The organism is Rubrimonas cliftonensis, assembly GCF_900107585.1.
Taxonomy (GTDB): Bacteria; Pseudomonadota; Alphaproteobacteria; order Rhodobacterales; family Rhodobacteraceae; genus Rubrimonas; species Rubrimonas cliftonensis.
In genome coordinates this window covers 1-16,938 of record NZ_FNQM01000030.1, presented here as the reverse complement: position 1 = coordinate 16,938, position 16,938 = coordinate 1, and the positions used below count along the sequence as shown (strand labels likewise).

Here is a 16,938-nt window from a genome sequence, read left to right as displayed (position 1 = left end):
TCAGCCTTGAATGCGGCGGCGGGCGTCGTCTGGCGTCAGGTCTAGGGCAGCGGGCGCGTCGCGCGCCGCGCCGCCCGCGACAAGGTCGAAGCGGCCGCCGCGCGCAACCAGCGTCCACGGCGCGGGGCCGGGCCGCGCGCATCCCTTGGCGCAGCCGGAGACGTGCAGATGCGAACCCGGCCGGACATACGGCGCGAGCGCGCGGGCCGCGCCTCGCGTCGCGCCGCCCGCTTCGGCGCAGTCGGGCGCGCCGACGCAGGCGGTCACGCGCAACAGTGGGTCGTCCGGGTCGAGGATCAGGCCCGCGACGTCGCCAAGCAGCGCGCCGCTCGCCACCCGCGGCAGGAAGAGCATCCGGAACGGGGTTACGCGCAGCGCGTCGTCCGCGGCGCGCGCGACACGCTCCAGCGCATCGGCCGACATCTCGCCTAAGGCGGCGGCGACGCAGAGCCCACCTGCCCGCGGCCCCGGCCGGGGCGGCGGCGCCGCGGGATCGGGCGTCGCCGCGCCCACCAGCGCCGCCGGTGGGAGCGCGCCTGTGGCGAGCAGGGCGCGCATCCGGCCGCGGCCGTCCGGGCCGACGCCACCTGCGGCGAGGAACCAGCGCGCCAGCGCCAGCGCCAGCGCGACGGCCTCCGCCGCATCCGTCACGATGCGCCCGGTCGGCGCGCCGTCCGGGCGCACGACCATGGCCGGCCCTGAGCCCTCGACGCGCACGTCGCCGCTCACGCCTGTCAGTGCGCGGGCGCCCGGCGCGGCGTCCACAACGAAGCCGAACTTGCCGGGCAAACCTGCGAAAGCAGGGTCGGCGAGCCCCTCGGCGAGACCCGCGGCCACGGCCTCCAGATCGCGCGCGTCATCGCGGAACGGCGTCAGCACGACATTGCGCCGCGCTTCAGTCGCCGGATCGGCGTCGAGCAGGCCAAGCGCGTCGAGCCCCGCCAGCAGCGCCTCCAGCGCCCCGGGCCGCACGCCGCGAAGCTGGAGGTTTGCGCGCGCCGTCAGTTCGATCCGGCCGGAGCCCCAGCGTGCCGCCAGCGCCGCGAAACCCGCCGCAGTCTCTGGCGACAACGCCCCCAGCGGCGGCCTGACGCGCACGATCAGGCCGTCGGCGGCGGTCATCGGCCGATGTGCGCCCGGGCACCAGCCCTTCACCGCGCCGCTCATCCGGCGCCCTCCAGCGCCGCGACGATCGCGTTGCGCCGGGTTCGCCACAGCCCCGCGGCGCGCAGGGCGGCGAAGCGCGCCCGCATCGCCGCCAGCGCCTGCGGGTTGGCCGCGGCGAGGAATGCCTCGGTCGGCGCGTCGCCCAGCGTCGCGTCCCAGTAGAGGTCGAACAGATGGCCGGGCACCACGTCCGCAAGCCGCGCGAAGGCGGCGAGGTTCTCCAGCGTCGCCGCAATTTCCGCCGCGCCGCGGAAGCCGTGCCGACGCATGCCCGCGATCCAGGCCGGGTTGGCGGCGCGGGCGCGCACGACGCGGGCGATCTCCTCGGTCAGCGCCCGCGCCCGCGGCCGGTCCGGGTTGGTCGCGTCGAGGTGATAGAGCGCCGCCGACCCGCCAGCCGCCGCCTGCGCGGCGGCAAAGCCCGCTTCGTGGGCGGCGTAGTCCTCGGCCAGCAGCAGGTCGGTCTCGGGCAGGTCCTGGACATGGGCGAAGGCGTCGGCCCCGGCGACGCGGGAGCGAAGACCCTCGGGGTCCGCTGCGGCGCGGGAGCCGTCCAGCGCCCAGGCCGACGCGGCCAGCCACGCCTCGCCCGCCGCGCGCCGCGCGACTGCCTCGTCTCCCGCGAGCAGGGCGCCGAGGCCCGCGCCATAGGTTCCCGGCGCCGGGCCGTAGACGCGCGCGCCCGGCGCGGCGACATAGGGGTTCCAGTCAGGCGCCTCGTCGCGCGCGGCCAGCGCCCGGACCGCTTGCGCGAACAGCGCCGTCAGGCCGGGAAAGACGTCGCGGAAAAGCCCCGAGACCCGCAGCGTTACGTCGAGCCGGGGGCGGTCGAGTTCGGCGATGGGCAGGATCTCCACGCCGCCGACCCGCTCGGATCCCTCGTCCCAGACCGGTCGCGCGCCGATCAGGCGCAGCGCCATGGCGAACTCCTCGCCCGCCGTGCGCATTGTGGCGGAGCCCCAGAGGTCCAGCACCAGCCCGCGCGGCCAGTCGCCATGGTCCTGCAGGTGGCGGCGCACCAGCTCGTCGGCGAGGCGCACGCCCTGCGCGAAGGCGTTGCGGCTCGGCGTCGCCCGCGGGTCGACGGCGTAGAGGTTGCGCCCGGTCGGCAGCACGTCGCGCCGTCCCCGCCACGGCGAACCGGAGGGACCCGGCGCGATCCGCCGACCGTCCAGCGCGTCGAGCAGCGCGCGGCGCTCGGCCCCGGCGCAGTCGGCGACGTCGGCCGCCATGTCGTCTGTGGCGTCGTCTCCGGCGTCGGCGCGCGGCGCGCGGCCCCAGACGTGCAGTCCGTCGCCGAACTGGCTGTCCTTGACGTCGCAGACGAAGCGGTCGATTCGCGTCACGGCCTCAGCTGGGCAAGCGCCGGGGGCGAGGCCGAGGTCGTCCTCCACCCCCGCCGCGCGCGCCTCCGCGCGAATGTCGCCGATCAGGCGCTCGCGGCGGCGCGGGTCGAGCCCGTCGGCGTTGGAGAATTCGTCGAGCAACGCCTCAAGCCGCGTCAGCCGCGCGCTCGCCCCGGCGCGGACAAGCGGCGGCGGGACATGGCCGAGCGTGACGGCGCCGATCCGGCGCTTGGCCTGCGCCGCCTCGCCGGGGTCGTTGACGATGAAGGGATAGATCACCGGCAGCGCCCCTGTCAGCGCGTCGGGCCAGCAGTCGCGCGACAGCGCGCAGGCCTTGCCCGGCAGCCACTCCAGCGTCCCGTGCGCGCCGACGTGCACCAGCGCATCGACCTGCGACCGCAGCCACAGATAGAAAGCGACATAGGCGTGACGCGGCGTGCGGACGAGGTCGTGATACTGGGCGTCCCGGTCGGCGGGCCGCCCGCGCTCGGGCTGGAGCGCGACCACCACCGCGCCCCGGCGCAGCGCCGCGAACGCCATCGCGCCGTCGACCGCGGCCGGGTCGTCCTTGGGCGCGCCCCAGGCGGCGTTCAGATCGTCGCGCAGGGCGGCGGGCAGGCGCGCCAGCGCGGCGCGGTAGTCCGCCAGCGGCCAGCGCAGGGACGCGGCGGCCAGATCCTGCGCCGTTAGCCCAGGCCGCGTGTCCCATCCCCCCGCGGCGAGGTCGGCGAGGATGGCGTCGGCCGACGCGATCGCGTCGAGCCCCACCGCATGGGCGAGATTCCACGCGCGCCCGGGATAGGTCGAGAGCACGAGCGCCGCGCGTCGCCGCGCCCGCGGGGCCGCCGCAAGCCGCGCCCAGCCCGCGATCCGGTCGGCGGCGGCGCCCACGCGCTCGGCGTCCGGCGCGTGGGCGCGGCGGGAGAACTGGAGGTCTGGATCGGGCGGTTCGGGGTCGCGGAACGAGACCACCCCGGCGAACACCCGTCCGTCCACCTCCGGGAGCGCGATGTGCATGGCGAGATCGGCCGGCGACAGGCCGCGCGCGTCGCGCGCCCAGTCCTGTCGCGGGCAGGTCGCGAGCGCGGTCTGGAACACCGGAACTCCGGCGGCGTCGAGCGGCGAGGTGCCGTCCTCGCCGCGCGCCGAGAACGACGTCGCGTTGACGACGACCGCGGGCCGCAGCGCCGCCACCCGGCGCGCAAGCCAGCGCGCCGCCGCCTCGGCCTTCAGCGACGGCGCGAACAGGGCGAAGCTGCGGAAGCCACGCGCCTCCAGCGCCGCGCACAGCGCCTCGACCGGCGCGAGGTCGGCGGCGACGAGGAAGGAGCGATAGAAGACCACCAGCGCCAGCGGGCGTTCGGCGTCGACAGCGAGCGCGGGCAGGACGGCGCAGGTCAACCCGGCGCTGGGGGTCCAGCCGCCGACCTCCGGCGCCGCCTTGGCGCCTGCGACCGGCGCGGCGTAGAGCCCGGCGGCCAGCGCCAGTTGCGCCAGCGCCGCCTGCGCCGCCACCGCGCCGCCTGCGTCGCAGAGCGCGGCGAGGCGGCGCAGCGTCGACACCGGAGCCGTGGAGGCGGCGTCGAGCGCCGGGTCTGGTCGCCCGTCGCCGGGCAGAACCGCCAGCGCGATCCCCTTCTCGCGCGCCAGCGCCGAGATCTGTTGCAGACCGTAGGGCCAGTAGGGCGCGCCGCCGATGATCCGGATCAGGATCCCCCGCGCGCCGCTCAGGGTGGTCTCGACATAGGCGTCGACCGAGAGCGGGTGCTTCAGCGCCGCGATGTTGGCGAGCCTGAGCGACGGCAGCCGCCCTTCCGCTCCGCCGCCCCGCCGCCACCCGGCGGCGAAGGCGCCAAGGTCGCTGTCGGACAGCGACAGCGCCACGAGATCGGCCGGGCTCTGGCCCAGGTCGGTCGGGGTCTCGGTCTCGTCGAGCCCCCGGCTCTCGCGGAAAACGACGTGCATGGGCTCAGCCGACGGCCTGCGGCTCGGGGGCCAGAATGGCGCGGATCGCGGCTTCGTCGACGTCGTCGTGCTCGGCGATGACGACGAGACGGCCAAGACGCGCCGCGCCTGGACCCCACGGCCTGTCGTACTGCCAGCGCACCCGCGCGCCGACCGCCTGCACCAGCAGCCGCATCGGCTTGCCCTCCACCGCCGCATAACCCTTGATGCGCAGAACGTTGCGCTCGCGCGCCAGCCGTTCGACGCGGGCGACGAGTTCGGCCGGATCGGCGACTTCGGGCAGATCGACGACGACGCTCTCGAAATCCTCGTGGTCGTGTTCGGCCTCGCCGTCGTGGTGCGAGGGGCGCGCCACGAGGTCGTCCTCCGCCGCCGCGCCAAGACCGAGGATGACGCGCGGGTCCACGACACCTTCGGCGGCCTCGATCACCGGCAACGGGCGCGGCGCCTCCGCGGCGATGACCGCGCGGGCCTTCGCCACGCCCTCCGGCCCGGCGAGGTCGGGTTTGGTCAGCACCACGATGTCGGCGCAGGCGATCTGGTCCTCGAACACCTCCGACAGCGGCGTCTCGTGGTCGAGGCTGTCGTCAGCCAGCCGTTGGGCCTCCACCGCCGCGGGGCTCGGCGCGAAACGGCCTGCGGCCACGGCCTCCGCGTCCGCCAGCGCGATCACGCCGTCCACGGTGACGCGCGAGCGGATCGGCGGCCAGTCGAAAGCCTTCAGCAGCGGCTTCGGCAGGGCGAGGCCGGACGTCTCGATCAGAATGTGGTCCGGGCGCGGGTCCAGCGCCATCAGCGCCTCGATGGTGGGGATGAAGTCGTCGGCGACGGTGCAGCAGATGCAGCCGTTGGCGAGCTCCACGATATTGTCTTCCGGACAGTCGGGCAGCGCGCAACCCTTCAGGATCTCGCCGTCGACGCCGACGTCGCCGAACTCGTTGACCACCACGGCGAGGCGTCTCCCGCCCGAGTTGCGCAGAAGATGGGAGATCAGCGTCGTCTTGCCCGAACCGAGAAAGCCGGTGACGACGGTGACGGGGATCTTGGCGAGATCGCTCATTCGGGCTTCTCCAGAACCGGGGTCGGCGGGGGGACGCGGGCGACGCAGTTGCGGCGGAAATGCTCGGGCCGCTCCCGCCACGGGACCAGCCCGTCGGGCGCGGCGGCGTAGCGCGCGGCGCCGTCGAGCACGGTCGCGACATGCTCGACCTCGTGCAGCGCGCCATAGACGTAGGTCCAGCGCCCGGGGCCGCGCAGCGCCACGGTGCAGCCCGCGCGGCAGTTCGACAGGCACTCCACCGGCACGACGCGCGGGCCATCCGGACCGGCGGCCTCGGCCAGCGCGGCGAACAGCGTCGCGCCCTCGCGCGTGTCGGCGGGCGGCTCGACGCCCGCGCGCCGACAGGTCATGCAGACCAGAAGTTCGATGTCGGCGGCGCCGCGTCCTGTCGTCATGTGCATCCCGCAAGCGGGACGGGGGCCGAGCGGCGGCAGACTCGCATCTGACGTCACCGGAACACCCCGTCCGGTCAGATATCCTGCGTCGGCAGGTTTCCCGGCTTGCGGATTCCGGAGCGCTTGCCTCGCTCCTGCGGTCGCCCGGCCTTCCCGGCTTTCACCAGTGACCACAGGGCGACCTCTCCGGTCACGGTCGCGGGGGCGGCTGCGCTCAGCGGTGTGCCTGCGCATTCCCTTTTAACCCGTGTCGCCACGGGCACCGACGTGCTAGCCATGCGGCCCGCCACCCCTGCTGTCAAGCGCGCCGGAGCCCGACCATGGACGACATCGCCGCCCGCCATACCAAGAAGATGCGCCGCATCAAGGCGGCTCGCGATGAAATGATGAAGACCAAGACCGAGGAGCGGGGCCTCATCATCGTTCATACTGGTGCAGGCAAGGGTAAATCCTCCTCCGGTTTCGGCATGATCATGCGATGTATCGCGCATGGAATGCCCTGCGCCGTCGTGCAGTTCATCAAGGGCAACTGGGAGACGGGGGAAAAGACCTTCTTGCGCGAAGGTTTTGCAGAGGAGTGCAGGTTCTTCGTCTCCGGCGAAGGCTTCACCTGGGAGACGCAGGACCGCGACCGCGACATCGCCGCCGCCCGCAACGGCTGGCGCATCGCGCAGGAGCAGATCCTGGACCCCACCATCCGCTTCGTGCTGCTCGACGAGATCAACATCGCGCTGCGCTACGAGTACCTCGACCTCGCCGAGGTGGTGACCTTCCTGCGCGACAGGAAGCCGCCAATGACCCATGTGTGTCTCACGGGTCGCAACGCCAAACCCGAACTGATCGAGGCCGCGGACCTCGTGACCGAGATGACGCTGGTCAAGCACCCGTTCCGCGAAGGCGTGGTGGCGCAGAAAGGCGTGGAGTTCTGAGCGCGATGGGCCGCGCGCTGATGATCCAGGGGACCGGCAGCAACGTCGGCAAATCGATGATCGTCGCGGGCCTCTGCCGCGCCGCCCGTCGGCGCGGCCTGTCGGTGGCGCCGTTCAAGCCGCAGAACATGTCCAACAACGCCGCCGTGACAGCGGACGGCGGTGAAATCGGCCGGGCGCAGGCGCTGCAGGCGCTGGCCTGCGGCCTGCCGCCCCACACCGACATGAACCCGGTGCTGCTCAAGCCCGAGACCGACGTCGGCGCACAGGTGATTGTTCAGGGCCGCCGCCTAGCGAAGGCGCAGGCGCGCGACTACGCCGCGCTGAAGCCCGCCCTGATGCCGCCCGTTCTCGAAAGCTTCGGGCGCCTTCGCGCCGCCCATGACCTCGTTATCGCTGAGGGCGCCGGCTCGCCCGCCGAGATCAACCTGCGCCCGCGCGACATCGCCAACATGGGCTTCGCGCGCGCTACGGACACGCCGGTCGTCCTCGTCGGCGACATCGACCGCGGCGGAGTGATCGCGCAGATCGTCGGAACGCAGGCGGTGCTCGACCACGACGACGCGGCCATGATCCGCGGCTTCATCATCAACCGCTTCCGAGGCGATCCCACGCTGTTTGACGACGGCTACGCCATGATCGCCGCGCGCACCGGCTGGCGCGGCTTTGGTGTCGCGCCGTGGTTCGCGGAGGCATGGCGGCTTCCTGCGGAGGACGCGCTCGACGTCGCCGCACCGCGTCGCGAGGCAGGCCTGCATGTCGTCTGCCTGCAATTGTCGCGCATCGCCAACTTCGACGACCTCGATCCGCTGGCGCAGGAGCCGGGGGTGCGCTTGACCATGTTGGCGCCGGGGCGGGCCGTTCCCGGCGACGCGGCGCTCGTGGTGATCCCGGGCTCCAAATCCACCCGCGGCGACCTCGCCTTCCTGCGCGCGCAGGGCTGGGACGTTGACCTCGCCGCGCATGTGCGCCGCAGCGGGCGGGTGCTGGGTTTGTGCGGCGGCTACCAGATGCTCGGCCGCAGCGTGGCCGACCCCGAGGGGATCGAGGGACCGCGCGGGCAGGACGCGGGGCTGGGCCTGCTGGACGTCGCGACGGCGATGACGCTGGACAAGCGCCTGACGGAGACCGCCGCCGTCCACGTCGCCACGGGAGCGGCGTTCCGCGGCTACGAAATTCACATCGGTCGGACCGATGGACCGGACTGCGCGCGCCCCTTCGCCACCGTCGACGGTGCGCCAGAGGGCGCGACCAGCGCCTGCGGACGCGTGGCGGGCAGCTATCTGCACGGCATGTTCCGCGACGACGGTTTTCGCGCGGCGTTCCTCGGGGGCTTCGGCGTCGCCGCGTCCACGGGCTACGACGCTGGCGTGGAGGCGACGCTCGACGCGCTGGCCGACCATCTGGAGCGCCACCTCGACGTCGACGGCCTGCTCGCCGCGGCGGGTTGAGCGTCAGGCGAGCGCGGCGATGACCAGCGCGAGCAGCGCCAGCGCCATCATGCGCCGGTAGAGCGCGAGGCCGCGGCGGATCGCCAGCGCGTCCGGGTCCGGCGCGCCCGCGTTCACCCACGGCTCGTCCGCGACCCGGTCGCCGTAGACCCGCGGCCCTGAGACGCGCACGCCGAGCCCCGCCGCCATCGCCGCCTCTGGCCAACCCGCGTTCGGCGAGCGGTGTCTGGGCGCGTCGCGCAGCATGGTCGCGACCGCCGTCCGCGGCCGCGCCGAGACCAGCGCGAGGGCCAGCCCCGTCAGTCGCGCGGGGATAAGGTTTACGAGGTCATCGAGCCGCGCGGCGGCCTTGCCAAAAGCCTCGTGGTCGGGGGTGCGATGCCCGATCATCGAGTCGAGCGTATTGATCGCCTTGTAGGCGGCGACGCCCGGCAGCCCGCCGACGACCGCCCAGAACAGCGGCGCCGTCACCCCGTCGGAAGCGTTCTCGGCCAGGCTCTCAAGCGCCGCGCGCGAGACGCCTGCGGCGTCCAGCCGCTCCGGATCGCGCCCGACGATCATCGCCACCGCGCGCCGCGCCCCGGCGAGGTCGCCCGCGGCCAGCGGCGTCGCCACCGCCGCGACATGGTCGTGCAGCGACCGCACGGCGAGCCACGGCCAGCAGAGCGCCGCCGCGAGGGCGAGCCCGACGGGTCCGGGCGGTAGCACCGCCTCGATCAGCGCCATCGGCAGGGCCGCCGCCGCGACGACCACCGCAGTAGCAACGCCCCCTGCGAAAAGGCGGCGGCCGCGCCCGCCCCGGTTGAAGCCCCGGTCGAGCCGCGCGATCAGCGCGCCGATCCACGTCACCGGGTGGCCAATCCGCCGGAACAGCGGGTCGGGCCAGCCGAGCGCCGCGTCAATCAGAATGGCGAGCGCGGCCATCGCCGCGGCGCTCACCGTCCGCGCTCCGGCACCCTGGGCGGGCGGGCCGTTTGTCGGGCGACGTCCATTTCGGCGGCCATCCGTTGCTCTCCCGTCGTGCCCGCCGCGCCCTTCGTGTTCGAACGACCACGCGCTCCCACAAAGAAGCCCAGGATCGCCTTCCGAGAGTATCGCAATGACTTGACCCCCGGCTCTTATCCGACGGCGACTGGAACCGCTTGGGTGGGTGAACCGAACACAAATTCGTGGACAAGCTATCTCAAACCACGGTTGCGGGAATGCACGATGCGGATCGCTGACCCCAACGCTGCGCGCCGGGCCGTCACCCGTCCGCGGAGCCTACTGCGCTCTGTTTCGGCGATAACTCGGCGGCGGCGCGCTCGAACCACGCGATCACGCGAAGCCGATGCGCATCGCCCCATGTCGCGACAAAGCGGTTGGTCGGCCAGTCCTCGGCCTTGTGCAGCTCCGCGATGCGCTCAAGGCAGAACGCGTGTGTGAGCGGAATGCCGCAATCGACCGTGATGCACGCCTTCCAGTCCTCGTAGGTGTCAAGTCGCTTCACCATGGTGTGCCTTTAAATCTGCGCCGACGGACTCTGACGCCGATGGGCGCCATGGGCGATCGGTCCTTCAATACTGATGCGGGGCCCGGCGTCATGCCATTTGACGTATTCCGCCGGTGGGCGCCCCGCGCGACCCTCACCCTGCGCCACCACGCGTGCCGGCGACAGGGGCACCATGACCGCCATCGTCCGGTCGATGCAGCACCAGTCACGCAGCGACACCGTCGATGTTGGAGTCGTACGGGATGAATTCTGGCGCACGCCGCCTGAGCAGCGCCGCTGCGTCCTCGAGCCCGGCGCCGGCGACGATCATCACCAGCCGGGTGCTTTTCACGCCCTCTGGCCAGCCGTCGAGATGGCGCGGTGACCCGACGACATGGCCGACCACATGAAGGACCCGCGGCCTGGACCGCTGGCCAGAGGGCATGAACGCCCGTTCATCGCCGCGCGCGACCAGCGCGCCGTCCACGCCCGCCTCGCCGAACTCGTTGATGACGACAGCCGTTCGCTGGAAACCGGGCTCGGTGAGCAGACGGTTCAGGAGCGTCGTTTTGCCGGCGCCCGGAAATCGCGTCACGATCGTGACGGGAATACGCGCCATCACACCGGCCCTCTCGTTTCGTCCATCATCGTTATCGCGCCGTCGCGGTGCAACGGGAAGCCGTACGCCCAGCCGGCAAGTCTGTCCGGCGCCGATCGCCTGATAAGCGGATCATTTGCTAGCAGAGCGACCGATGTGAGGCCAGCCGCGTTCATCCGATCAAGAAGCCGATCACTCTCAATGCCCGCGATGTCGATGTCGCCCGAGCGCGTGACAAGCCGACGCCCGCCGTGCGGAGGCGTCAAAAGCGCATCGACACCAGGCGGAACGTCGTGGCGCAGTGCGGCCAACACGACGATCTCCGGCGACCCGAAACGAACACGGTGGAAAAATCCCGACATCATTCGCCTCGCCGCCTCGGCGAGGACCCCGACCGTCACCTCCACGCCGCCAGCCCTCAGTCTGGCGAAGCCGCCTCCGTTCACCCTGGGGTCCGGATCCCGCACTGCGCACACCACCCGAGACACGCCAGCCGTCACGATGGCGTCGGCGCAGGGCGGTGTTTCACCCCAATGGCAACATGGCTCCAACGTCACGTAGAGCGTGGCGCCGCCGGCGTCGGCTCCTGCCCTGTCCAGCGCCACGCGCTCCGCATGGGGTCGGCCGCCCGGATGCGTTGCGGCTTCGGCGACGCGGGTTCCGTCCTTGACGATCACGCAGCCGACCGGAGGGTTCGGCCACACATGCCCGCGCATGCGCTCGGCCAGGCTCAACGCCCGCCGCATCCAGAGACGATCAGAGCCGGGTCGGGTTGGGGGCATCGCCGTAGACTTCGTCGGGGTCAAACGTTTTCCGATCTTCGGTGAACGCCAGCGGTTGATCGGCGTCGCGCCCGAACGGTACGGCGCGATAGAAGCACGATCGATAGCCGACATGACAGGACGCGCCTGAGCCGGCCACATCCACCCGCAGCCACAGCGCGTCCTGGTCGTCATCGATCCGGGCTTCGACCACCCTCTGCACCAGACCTGATGTGGCGCCCTTGCGCCAGAGCGCCTGTCGCGTGCGACTGAAGTAGTGGGCCTCGCCCGTCTCCAGCGTCAGAGCAAGCGCCGCCGCATCCATCCAGCCGAGCATGAGCACCTCGCCCGTGCCTGCGTCGCTCGTGACACAGGGCATGAGGCCATCCGGGCCGAACCTCGGGGCCAGCTCTGCGCCTTCCTCCACCTGCTGCACCGATCGTCGCGGCTGAAATCTCGCAGTGGCCATCGGCGATCCCTTGATTGCACCAACTTTATAACATAAAAAACCATTCACCACGCGGTCGGCATTGTAAAGGGGTTGGCATGACGATGGCGACGGAGGACAGCCGTGTTCCGGTGACGTTGCTGACCGGGTTTCTGGGTGCTGGCAAAACCACTCTCCTGAACCACCTGCTGCGTGACCCTGCGGCGGGTCGGGTCGCCGTCATCATGAACGAGTTCGGCGATATCGGACTCGATCACGATCTTGTTCGGGAGGCGACCGAGGAGATCGTCCTCATGCAGTCCGGCTGTCTTTGCTGCACCTTTCGCGGCGACATATCGAAGACGTTGCGGTCGCTGATGGCGCGACGCATGTGGGGCGACCTGGCCTTTGACCGCGTCGTCATCGAAACCACGGGGATCGCGGACCCCGGGCCGATCCTTCACACTCTCGTCGTTGATGAGTTTGTTGCGTCATCGTTCCGCGTGGACGGGGTTGTGACCCTTGCCGACGCCGCGACAGGGCGACGCACGCTCGAAAAGCAGGCGGAGGCGGTTCAGCAGATCGCGATGGCGGACCTGATCGTCGTCACGAAGTCCGATCTGGTGACGACGGAGGAGCGCGCGCGCTTCCAGGCCCACCTCGACACGATCAACACGAGGGCGCGGCGTGTTCAGGCTGACTATGGTCGCGTGCCGGCAGGCGCCTTGTTCGGCCTGTCCGCGCTGCGCCCGGGCGCGACGCCTGACGAAGTCGATACGTGGCTTGACGCCAGGCAACCTGAGCAGTCTTCCCTGATTGGACTTGCTGGCGGCGCGCGACAGGACGACATGCCGTCCCCGTTGCTGATGTCCGGGGGCGCGCCGCAGGCGCGTCACAACCAGCGGATCGGTTCGGCGTCGATCGAGGTGCGCGACCCGATCCAGCCGGGTGTCTTCGATTTCACGCTCGAGATGCTCATGACGTTCGCCGGTCCCGATATCCTGCGGATGAAGGGGATCGTGCATGTCGAGGGGTTTGCATGTCCCTTCGTCCTTCATGGCGTTCAGCACATCGTCGATGCGCCGGTGCTTCTCGAAGGGTGGTCGGGCAAGGACACAACGAGCCGGATTGTCGTGATCGCGCGCGACATCGAGAAGAACGACGTCAAGGCCTGTCTTGAGACGCTGCGCATGCGGATCGACACCGTGAAAGCGGGCGACAGCGACAAGCCGGTCGGCGTCCTTGAGATGCCTTTCTGAGCCATGCTGCGCCTGTTCAATTCCATGGGCCGCAGGGTCGAGCGATTTGTCCCGCACGATCCGCACCATGTGCGGATGTATGTCTGCGGGCCGACCGTCTATTCGTTCGCACATATCGGCAATGCCCGGCCGGCTGTCGTGTTCGACGTCCTGGCGCGCGTGTGTCGCGCGCATTTCCCCAGGGTCACGTACGCCCGCAATATCACGGATGTGGACGACAAGATCATCGTCGCAGCAACCGCCGAAGGCGTCACCTGCAGCGAAATCGCCGCGCGTTTCACCAATGCATACCACGCGGACCTGACGGCTCTCGGCGTCGAAGCCCCGGATATCGAGCCGCGCGCGACGGATCACATCGCGCAGATGATCGCGATGATCGAGGATCTGATCGCGCAGGGACGCGCCTACCGGATCAAGGGCCACGTCCTTTTCCACATCCCCGGCTTTCCGGCCTATGGTCGTCTGTCAGGCGCGAACCCGGACGAGATGCTCGCGGGCGCGCGTGTCGAGGTCGCACCCTGGAAACGCGATCCCCTCGACTTCGTCCTCTGGAAACCGGCGCAAGTCATCGAGCCCGGTTGGGAAAGCCCGTGGGGGTATGGCCGCCCGGGTTGGCACATCGAATGCTCCGCGATGATCCGGGCCCATCTGGGTGAGCGGATCGACATCCATGGCGGCGGGATCGACCTGCGCTTTCCCCACCACGAAAACGAGATCGCGCAAGGCACTGACGCGCGCTTCTGGGTGCACAACGGTCACGTCACAATTTCAGGCGCCAAGATGTCCAAGTCGCTGGGCAATGTGCTGCGCGTCCGCGATCTTCTTGCCGACACTCCTGGCGAGGCCATCCGCTACGCGCTCCTTGCCGCGCATTACCGCCAGCCGCTGGACTGGACACCGGACACGCCGCGTGCGGCCAGAGCCGCGCTCGACCGCCTCTATGGCGCCCTGCGCGATCTGACGCCGACCGATCCGCTGGCCAGCGATATGGCGCCGGTGCAGGCGGCCTTGGATGACGATCTGAACACGCCCGCCGCGTTGTCAGCCCTGCACGCGCTTGCCGGGCGCCTCAATGCGTCGTCCGACCCCGGACGGCGGGCGGCGCTTGCAGCGGCCCTATGGCGGGGCGGAGCGTGGCTTGGCCTTCTGCAGCAGGATGCGGCTGCCTGGATGCGCGCGGGCGCGGATGACCCGTCCCGTATCGACACGCTGGTCGCCGAACGGGCGCAGGCGCGGGCGCAACGTGCCTGGACCCGCGCAGACGCGCTGCGCGACGATCTCGCAGCCCTTGGGGTCGAGGTTGAAGACGCCGGCGATCAGAGCCGATGGCGGATGCGCGCATGAGGGGCGTCGCCATCTGGCTGCTTGTGCTTCCGATCCGGGGCTATCGGCTATTTCTGTCGCCGTGGCTCGGCCATTGGTGCCGCTTCCAGCCAAGCTGCTCTCTCTACGCGATCGAGGCGCTTCGAACCCACGGGCCGCTGGGTGGCCTCTGGCTCATCCTTCGCCGCCTCGCGCGGTGCAATCCCTTCGGCGGATGCGGCCACGACCCGGTCCCCGACGTGGCGAAACGAAAGGCGTCCGAGTGATCCATGTCCGCCTTCCCGACGGCGCCGTGCGTGCGCTGTCGCCATCCAGCACCGCGGCCGATCTGGCGGCCGCCATTGGCCCGAGTGTGGCCAAGCGCACGGTCGCCGCGCGCGTTGATGGGCGGTTGAGCGATCTGTCCGCCGCATTGCCCGATGGCGCGGCGGTCGATCTGATCGCACGCGACGACCCGACCGCGCTGCACTTGATCCGCCACGACCTCGCCCACGTTCTGGCCGAAGCGGTGCAGATGCTGTGGCCGCAGACGCGGACCGCCATCGGCCCCGCCATCGAGCACGGGTTCTATTACGATTTCGAGCGCGAGACGCCGTTCACGCCTGATGACCTGCCCGCCATCGAGGCGACGATGCGCGAGATCATCGCCGCGCGCACGCCATTCACTCGCGAGCAGTGGAGCCGGGAGGCGGCCCAGGCGCATTTCTCAAACGCCGGTGAGACGTACAAACTTGCGCTGCTGGACGCGATCCCTGAGGGCGATCCGGTCACCGTCTACCGTCAGGGCGACTGGCTGGACCTGTGCCGCGGTCCGCACATGCGTCACACCGGAGACGTCGGGCTGGCCTTCACGCTGACGCGCGTCGCAGGCGCCTATTGGCGGGGCGACGCGAAGAACCCGATGCTAAGCCGTATCTATGGCGTGGCCTTCGCCGACAGGGCGGCCCTGGAGGCCCATCTGGCCATGGCGGCCGAGGCGGCGAAGCGCGACCACCGGCGGCTGGGCCGCGAGATGGATCTTTTTCATTTCGAGGAGATCGCGCCGGGCGCGGTCTTCTGGCGCCCGCGCGGTTGGCGATTGTTCCAGACACTGATCGGGTACATGCGCGACCGTCAGGAGGCGGCGGGTTATGCCGAGGTGAACTCACCCGACATCATGGACCGCGCACTGTGGGAAACCTCGGGTCACTGGCAGAACTATCGCGCCAACATGTTTCTCACGAGAACCGAAGACGATCGCGACTTCGCGCTGAAACCGATGAACTGCCCCGGTCACATGCTGATCTATGGGCAGGGTGCGAAGAGCTACCGCGATCTGCCGCTGAAGCTCTCGGAGTTCGGCAAGGTCCATCGTTACGAGCCCTCCGGCGCGTTGCACGGGCTGTTGAGGGTCCGCAGCTTCACGCAGGACGACGCCCACATCTACTGCACGCCAGAGCAGCTGACCGACGAGTGCCTGAAGGTCAACGACCTCGTGCTGTCGATCTATCGGGACTTCGGCTTCGAAGACGTCGCGATCAAGCTGTCGACACGCCCCGAGAACCGGATCGGATCGGAGGAGACCTGGGACCGATCGGAAGGGGCGTTGCGCGACGCGCTCGACGCCGCCGGGCGCACCTACACCGTGTTCGACGGCGAAGGCGCTTTCTATGGCCCCAAGCTGGAATATGTCCTGCGCGACGCCATCGGGCGCGACTGGCAATGCGGCACGCTGCAGGTCGATTTCAATCTGCCCGAACGGTTCGGAACGACCTATGTCGCGCCCTCCGGCGACACATTGCCTCCGGTCATGCTGCATCGCGCGCTGTTCGGCTCGCTCGAGCGGTTCACCGGCATCCTGATCGAGCATCACGCAGGCCACCTGCCGCTCTGGCTTGCGCCGGTGCAAGCCGTGGTCGCCACCGTCACCGAGGCCGCCGACCTCTGGGCGGCGGAGGTCGCCGCGGCTCTGCGCGCATCTGGGCTCAGGGTGGAGACGGACCTGCGCAACGAAAAGATCAGCTACAAGGTCCGGGAGCACGCGCTGAAGAAGGTCCCCGTCCAGATCGCTCTTGGGGCCCGTGAGGCCGGGGAGCGGACGGTCACGGTCCGACGGCGCGGAACCGACGCGACGCAGACGCTCGATCTCGCCGACGCGGTCGCGCGCCTCGCGCACGACGCGCGGCCCCCGCGTGGTCACGTCCAGTGAGCAAGCGGGGCGAACGGATGCAGTCGGAGGTGCTGGCCGCCTTGCGCCGCCGCCACGCACCCATGACGGCGTACGATGTGCTCAGGGACCTGCGCGCTGCGCACCCGAAGATCGCGCCGCCGACTGTCTACAATGCTTTGGCGGCGCTGACCAAACAGGGTCGGGCCCATCGGGTCGAATCGCTCAAGGCGTATATCGCCTGCCAATGCGATGGCCACCAGAGCGCGTCCATCCTGTCGATCTGCGAGGATTGCGGCATGGTCGAAGAGCGCCTGGCGCCGGATGTGCTGACGACGCTCTCGGGCATTCTCGGAGAGAGCGGTTTCGCACCCCAGCGTCACGTGATCGAGGTTCACGGCATCTGCGCCACCTGCGGCGCCGGGCAGACCCCGTGACTTGGCACAAGAGGAGCTTAGCGGCTGCCGATCGGTTTGGTGAAGGCACGCTTGCGCAGCTGAAGCGACTCATGACTGTATATTATAACGTACCTCTCCGCCGGGGACCGTCTTCCGTGCTGAGGCGGCTTGATCGTACCTGTCCTTATGGGCGCCCATACGGACAGTTGCGTTTCTCGGCTTGAGGTTGTGGAGGTCGGCCG

The 16,938-nt window shown here is 70.4% G+C and carries 16 protein-coding genes and 1 riboswitch; of the genes, 7 read left to right on the top strand and 9 right to left on the bottom strand.

Going from position 1 to position 16,938, the window contains the following annotated elements; all coding sequences use genetic code 11:
- From BLW43_RS20610 to BLW43_RS20595, 4 genes are read right to left on the bottom strand one after another with little or no spacing between them, the layout of a single operon-like run.
- Nucleotides 1-1,167, bottom strand: coding sequence for a hypothetical protein (locus tag BLW43_RS20610; protein WP_093256357.1), 1,167 nt, complete (start codon nucleotides 1,165-1,167; stop codon nucleotides 1-3).
- Nucleotides 1,164-4,478, bottom strand: a complete 3,315-nt coding sequence (cobN, locus tag BLW43_RS20605) for a cobaltochelatase subunit CobN (RefSeq protein WP_093256355.1) — start codon at nucleotides 4,476-4,478, stop codon at nucleotides 1,164-1,166. Before cobN ends, BLW43_RS20610 begins: the two co-directional genes overlap by 4 nt.
- Nucleotides 4,479-4,482: 4 nt before the next feature.
- Nucleotides 4,483-5,538 (bottom strand): cobalamin biosynthesis protein CobW, encoded by a 1,056-nt coding sequence (gene cobW, locus BLW43_RS20600; protein WP_093256354.1) that lies wholly within the window; start codon nucleotides 5,536-5,538, stop codon nucleotides 4,483-4,485.
- Nucleotides 5,535-5,933: a DUF1636 family protein gene (locus tag BLW43_RS20595; protein WP_093256352.1), complete on the bottom strand. Its 399-nt coding sequence runs from the start codon at nucleotides 5,931-5,933 to the stop codon at nucleotides 5,535-5,537. Before BLW43_RS20595 ends, cobW begins: the two co-directional genes overlap by 4 nt.
- 73 nt (nucleotides 5,934-6,006) lie before the next feature.
- A riboswitch (cobalamin riboswitch) is annotated at nucleotides 6,007-6,215 on the bottom strand.
- Between the two features lie 38 nt (nucleotides 6,216-6,253).
- Here BLW43_RS20595 and cobO point away from each other — a divergent pair.
- Both cobO and BLW43_RS20585 read left to right on the top strand, forming a co-directional pair.
- Nucleotides 6,254-6,862: a cob(I)yrinic acid a,c-diamide adenosyltransferase gene (gene cobO, locus BLW43_RS20590; RefSeq protein WP_093256351.1), complete on the top strand. Its 609-nt coding sequence runs from the start codon at nucleotides 6,254-6,256 to the stop codon at nucleotides 6,860-6,862.
- A gap of 5 nt (nucleotides 6,863-6,867) precedes the next feature.
- Nucleotides 6,868-8,313, top strand: coding sequence for a cobyric acid synthase (locus BLW43_RS20585; protein ID WP_093256350.1), 1,446 nt, complete (start codon nucleotides 6,868-6,870; stop codon nucleotides 8,311-8,313).
- Between the two features lie 3 nt (nucleotides 8,314-8,316).
- On the opposite strand, the gene cbiB is transcribed toward BLW43_RS20585, so the two are convergent.
- The 5 genes from cbiB to hisI all read right to left on the bottom strand — a co-directional run bounded on the left by cbiB (nucleotide 8,317) and on the right by hisI (nucleotide 11,579).
- Entirely contained in the window at nucleotides 8,317-9,252 is a 936-nt protein-coding gene (gene cbiB, locus BLW43_RS20580) for an adenosylcobinamide-phosphate synthase CbiB (RefSeq protein ID WP_425441197.1), read from the bottom strand.
- Between the two features lie 307 nt (nucleotides 9,253-9,559).
- The gene (locus BLW43_RS20575) at nucleotides 9,560-9,805 is read right to left on the bottom strand and encodes a hypothetical protein (RefSeq protein ID WP_093256348.1); all 246 of its coding nucleotides are present in this window, start codon (nucleotides 9,803-9,805) and stop codon (nucleotides 9,560-9,562) included.
- Nucleotides 9,806-10,010: 205 nt separating this feature from the next.
- Complete coding sequence (locus BLW43_RS20570) at nucleotides 10,011-10,403, bottom strand: GTP-binding protein (RefSeq protein WP_175479035.1); 393 nt, start codon at nucleotides 10,401-10,403, stop codon at nucleotides 10,011-10,013.
- Nucleotides 10,403-11,128 (bottom strand): bifunctional diaminohydroxyphosphoribosylaminopyrimidine deaminase/5-amino-6-(5-phosphoribosylamino)uracil reductase RibD, encoded by a 726-nt coding sequence (ribD, locus tag BLW43_RS24685; RefSeq protein ID WP_093256344.1) that lies wholly within the window; start codon nucleotides 11,126-11,128, stop codon nucleotides 10,403-10,405. The genes BLW43_RS20570 and ribD overlap by 1 nt, the downstream gene beginning before the upstream one ends.
- A gap of 10 nt (nucleotides 11,129-11,138) precedes the next feature.
- Nucleotides 11,139-11,579 (bottom strand): phosphoribosyl-AMP cyclohydrolase, encoded by a 441-nt coding sequence (hisI, locus tag BLW43_RS20560; RefSeq protein WP_245731153.1) that lies wholly within the window; start codon nucleotides 11,577-11,579, stop codon nucleotides 11,139-11,141.
- A gap of 110 nt (nucleotides 11,580-11,689) precedes the next feature.
- On the opposite strand from hisI, the gene BLW43_RS20555 reads away from it, so the two are divergent.
- Genes BLW43_RS20555 through BLW43_RS20535 form a run of 5 tightly spaced genes read left to right on the top strand, consistent with a single transcriptional unit; the run spans nucleotide 11,690 to nucleotide 16,735 of the window.
- Nucleotides 11,690-12,829, top strand: a complete 1,140-nt coding sequence (locus BLW43_RS20555; protein ID WP_245731152.1) for a CobW family GTP-binding protein — start codon at nucleotides 11,690-11,692, stop codon at nucleotides 12,827-12,829.
- A 3-nt stretch (nucleotides 12,830-12,832) separates the two neighbouring features.
- Nucleotides 12,833-14,173, top strand: coding sequence for a cysteine--tRNA ligase (gene cysS, locus BLW43_RS20550; RefSeq protein WP_093256340.1), 1,341 nt, complete (start codon nucleotides 12,833-12,835; stop codon nucleotides 14,171-14,173).
- Nucleotides 14,155-14,418 carry a membrane protein insertion efficiency factor YidD gene (gene yidD, locus BLW43_RS20545; protein ID WP_342741632.1) on the top strand — a complete coding sequence of 88 codons (264 nt, stop codon included), beginning with the start codon at nucleotides 14,155-14,157 and terminating at the stop codon, nucleotides 14,416-14,418. Before cysS ends, yidD begins: the two co-directional genes overlap by 19 nt.
- Nucleotides 14,415-16,340: a threonine--tRNA ligase gene (gene thrS / locus BLW43_RS20540; protein WP_245731151.1), complete on the top strand. Its 1,926-nt coding sequence runs from the start codon at nucleotides 14,415-14,417 to the stop codon at nucleotides 16,338-16,340. Before yidD ends, thrS begins: the two co-directional genes overlap by 4 nt.
- Nucleotides 16,341-16,357: 17 nt before the next feature.
- Complete coding sequence (locus tag BLW43_RS20535; RefSeq protein ID WP_093256337.1) at nucleotides 16,358-16,735, top strand: Fur family transcriptional regulator; 378 nt, start codon at nucleotides 16,358-16,360, stop codon at nucleotides 16,733-16,735.
- Nucleotides 16,736-16,938: the final 203 nt, after the last annotated feature.

Excerpts from the sequence above, each read along its gene's own strand:
- BLW43_RS20610 (WP_093256357.1), bottom strand. The coding sequence starts at position 1,167 with ATGAGCGGCGCGGTGAAGGGCTGGTGCCCGGGCGCACATCGGCCGATG.
- cobN (WP_093256355.1), bottom strand. The coding sequence starts at position 4,478 with ATGCACGTCGTTTTCCGCGAGAGCCGGGGGCTCGACGAGACCGAGACC.
- cobW (WP_093256354.1), bottom strand. The coding sequence starts at position 5,538 with ATGAGCGATCTCGCCAAGATCCCCGTCACCGTCGTCACCGGCTTTCTC.
- BLW43_RS20595 (WP_093256352.1), bottom strand. The coding sequence starts at position 5,933 with ATGACGACAGGACGCGGCGCCGCCGACATCGAACTTCTGGTCTGCATG.
- cobO (WP_093256351.1), top strand. The coding sequence starts at position 6,254 with ATGGACGACATCGCCGCCCGCCATACCAAGAAGATGCGCCGCATCAAG.
- BLW43_RS20585 (WP_093256350.1), top strand. The coding sequence starts at position 6,868 with ATGGGCCGCGCGCTGATGATCCAGGGGACCGGCAGCAACGTCGGCAAA.
- BLW43_RS20575 (WP_093256348.1), bottom strand. The coding sequence starts at position 9,805 with ATGGTGAAGCGACTTGACACCTACGAGGACTGGAAGGCGTGCATCACG.
- BLW43_RS20570 (WP_175479035.1), bottom strand. The coding sequence starts at position 10,403 with ATGGCGCGTATTCCCGTCACGATCGTGACGCGATTTCCGGGCGCCGGC.
- ribD (WP_093256344.1), bottom strand. The coding sequence starts at position 11,128 with ATGCGGCGGGCGTTGAGCCTGGCCGAGCGCATGCGCGGGCATGTGTGG.
- BLW43_RS20555 (WP_245731152.1), top strand. The coding sequence starts at position 11,690 with ATGACGATGGCGACGGAGGACAGCCGTGTTCCGGTGACGTTGCTGACC.
- cysS (WP_093256340.1), top strand. The coding sequence starts at position 12,833 with ATGCTGCGCCTGTTCAATTCCATGGGCCGCAGGGTCGAGCGATTTGTC.
- yidD (WP_342741632.1), top strand. The coding sequence starts at position 14,155 with ATGGCGGATGCGCGCATGAGGGGCGTCGCCATCTGGCTGCTTGTGCTT.
- BLW43_RS20535 (WP_093256337.1), top strand. The coding sequence starts at position 16,358 with ATGCAGTCGGAGGTGCTGGCCGCCTTGCGCCGCCGCCACGCACCCATG.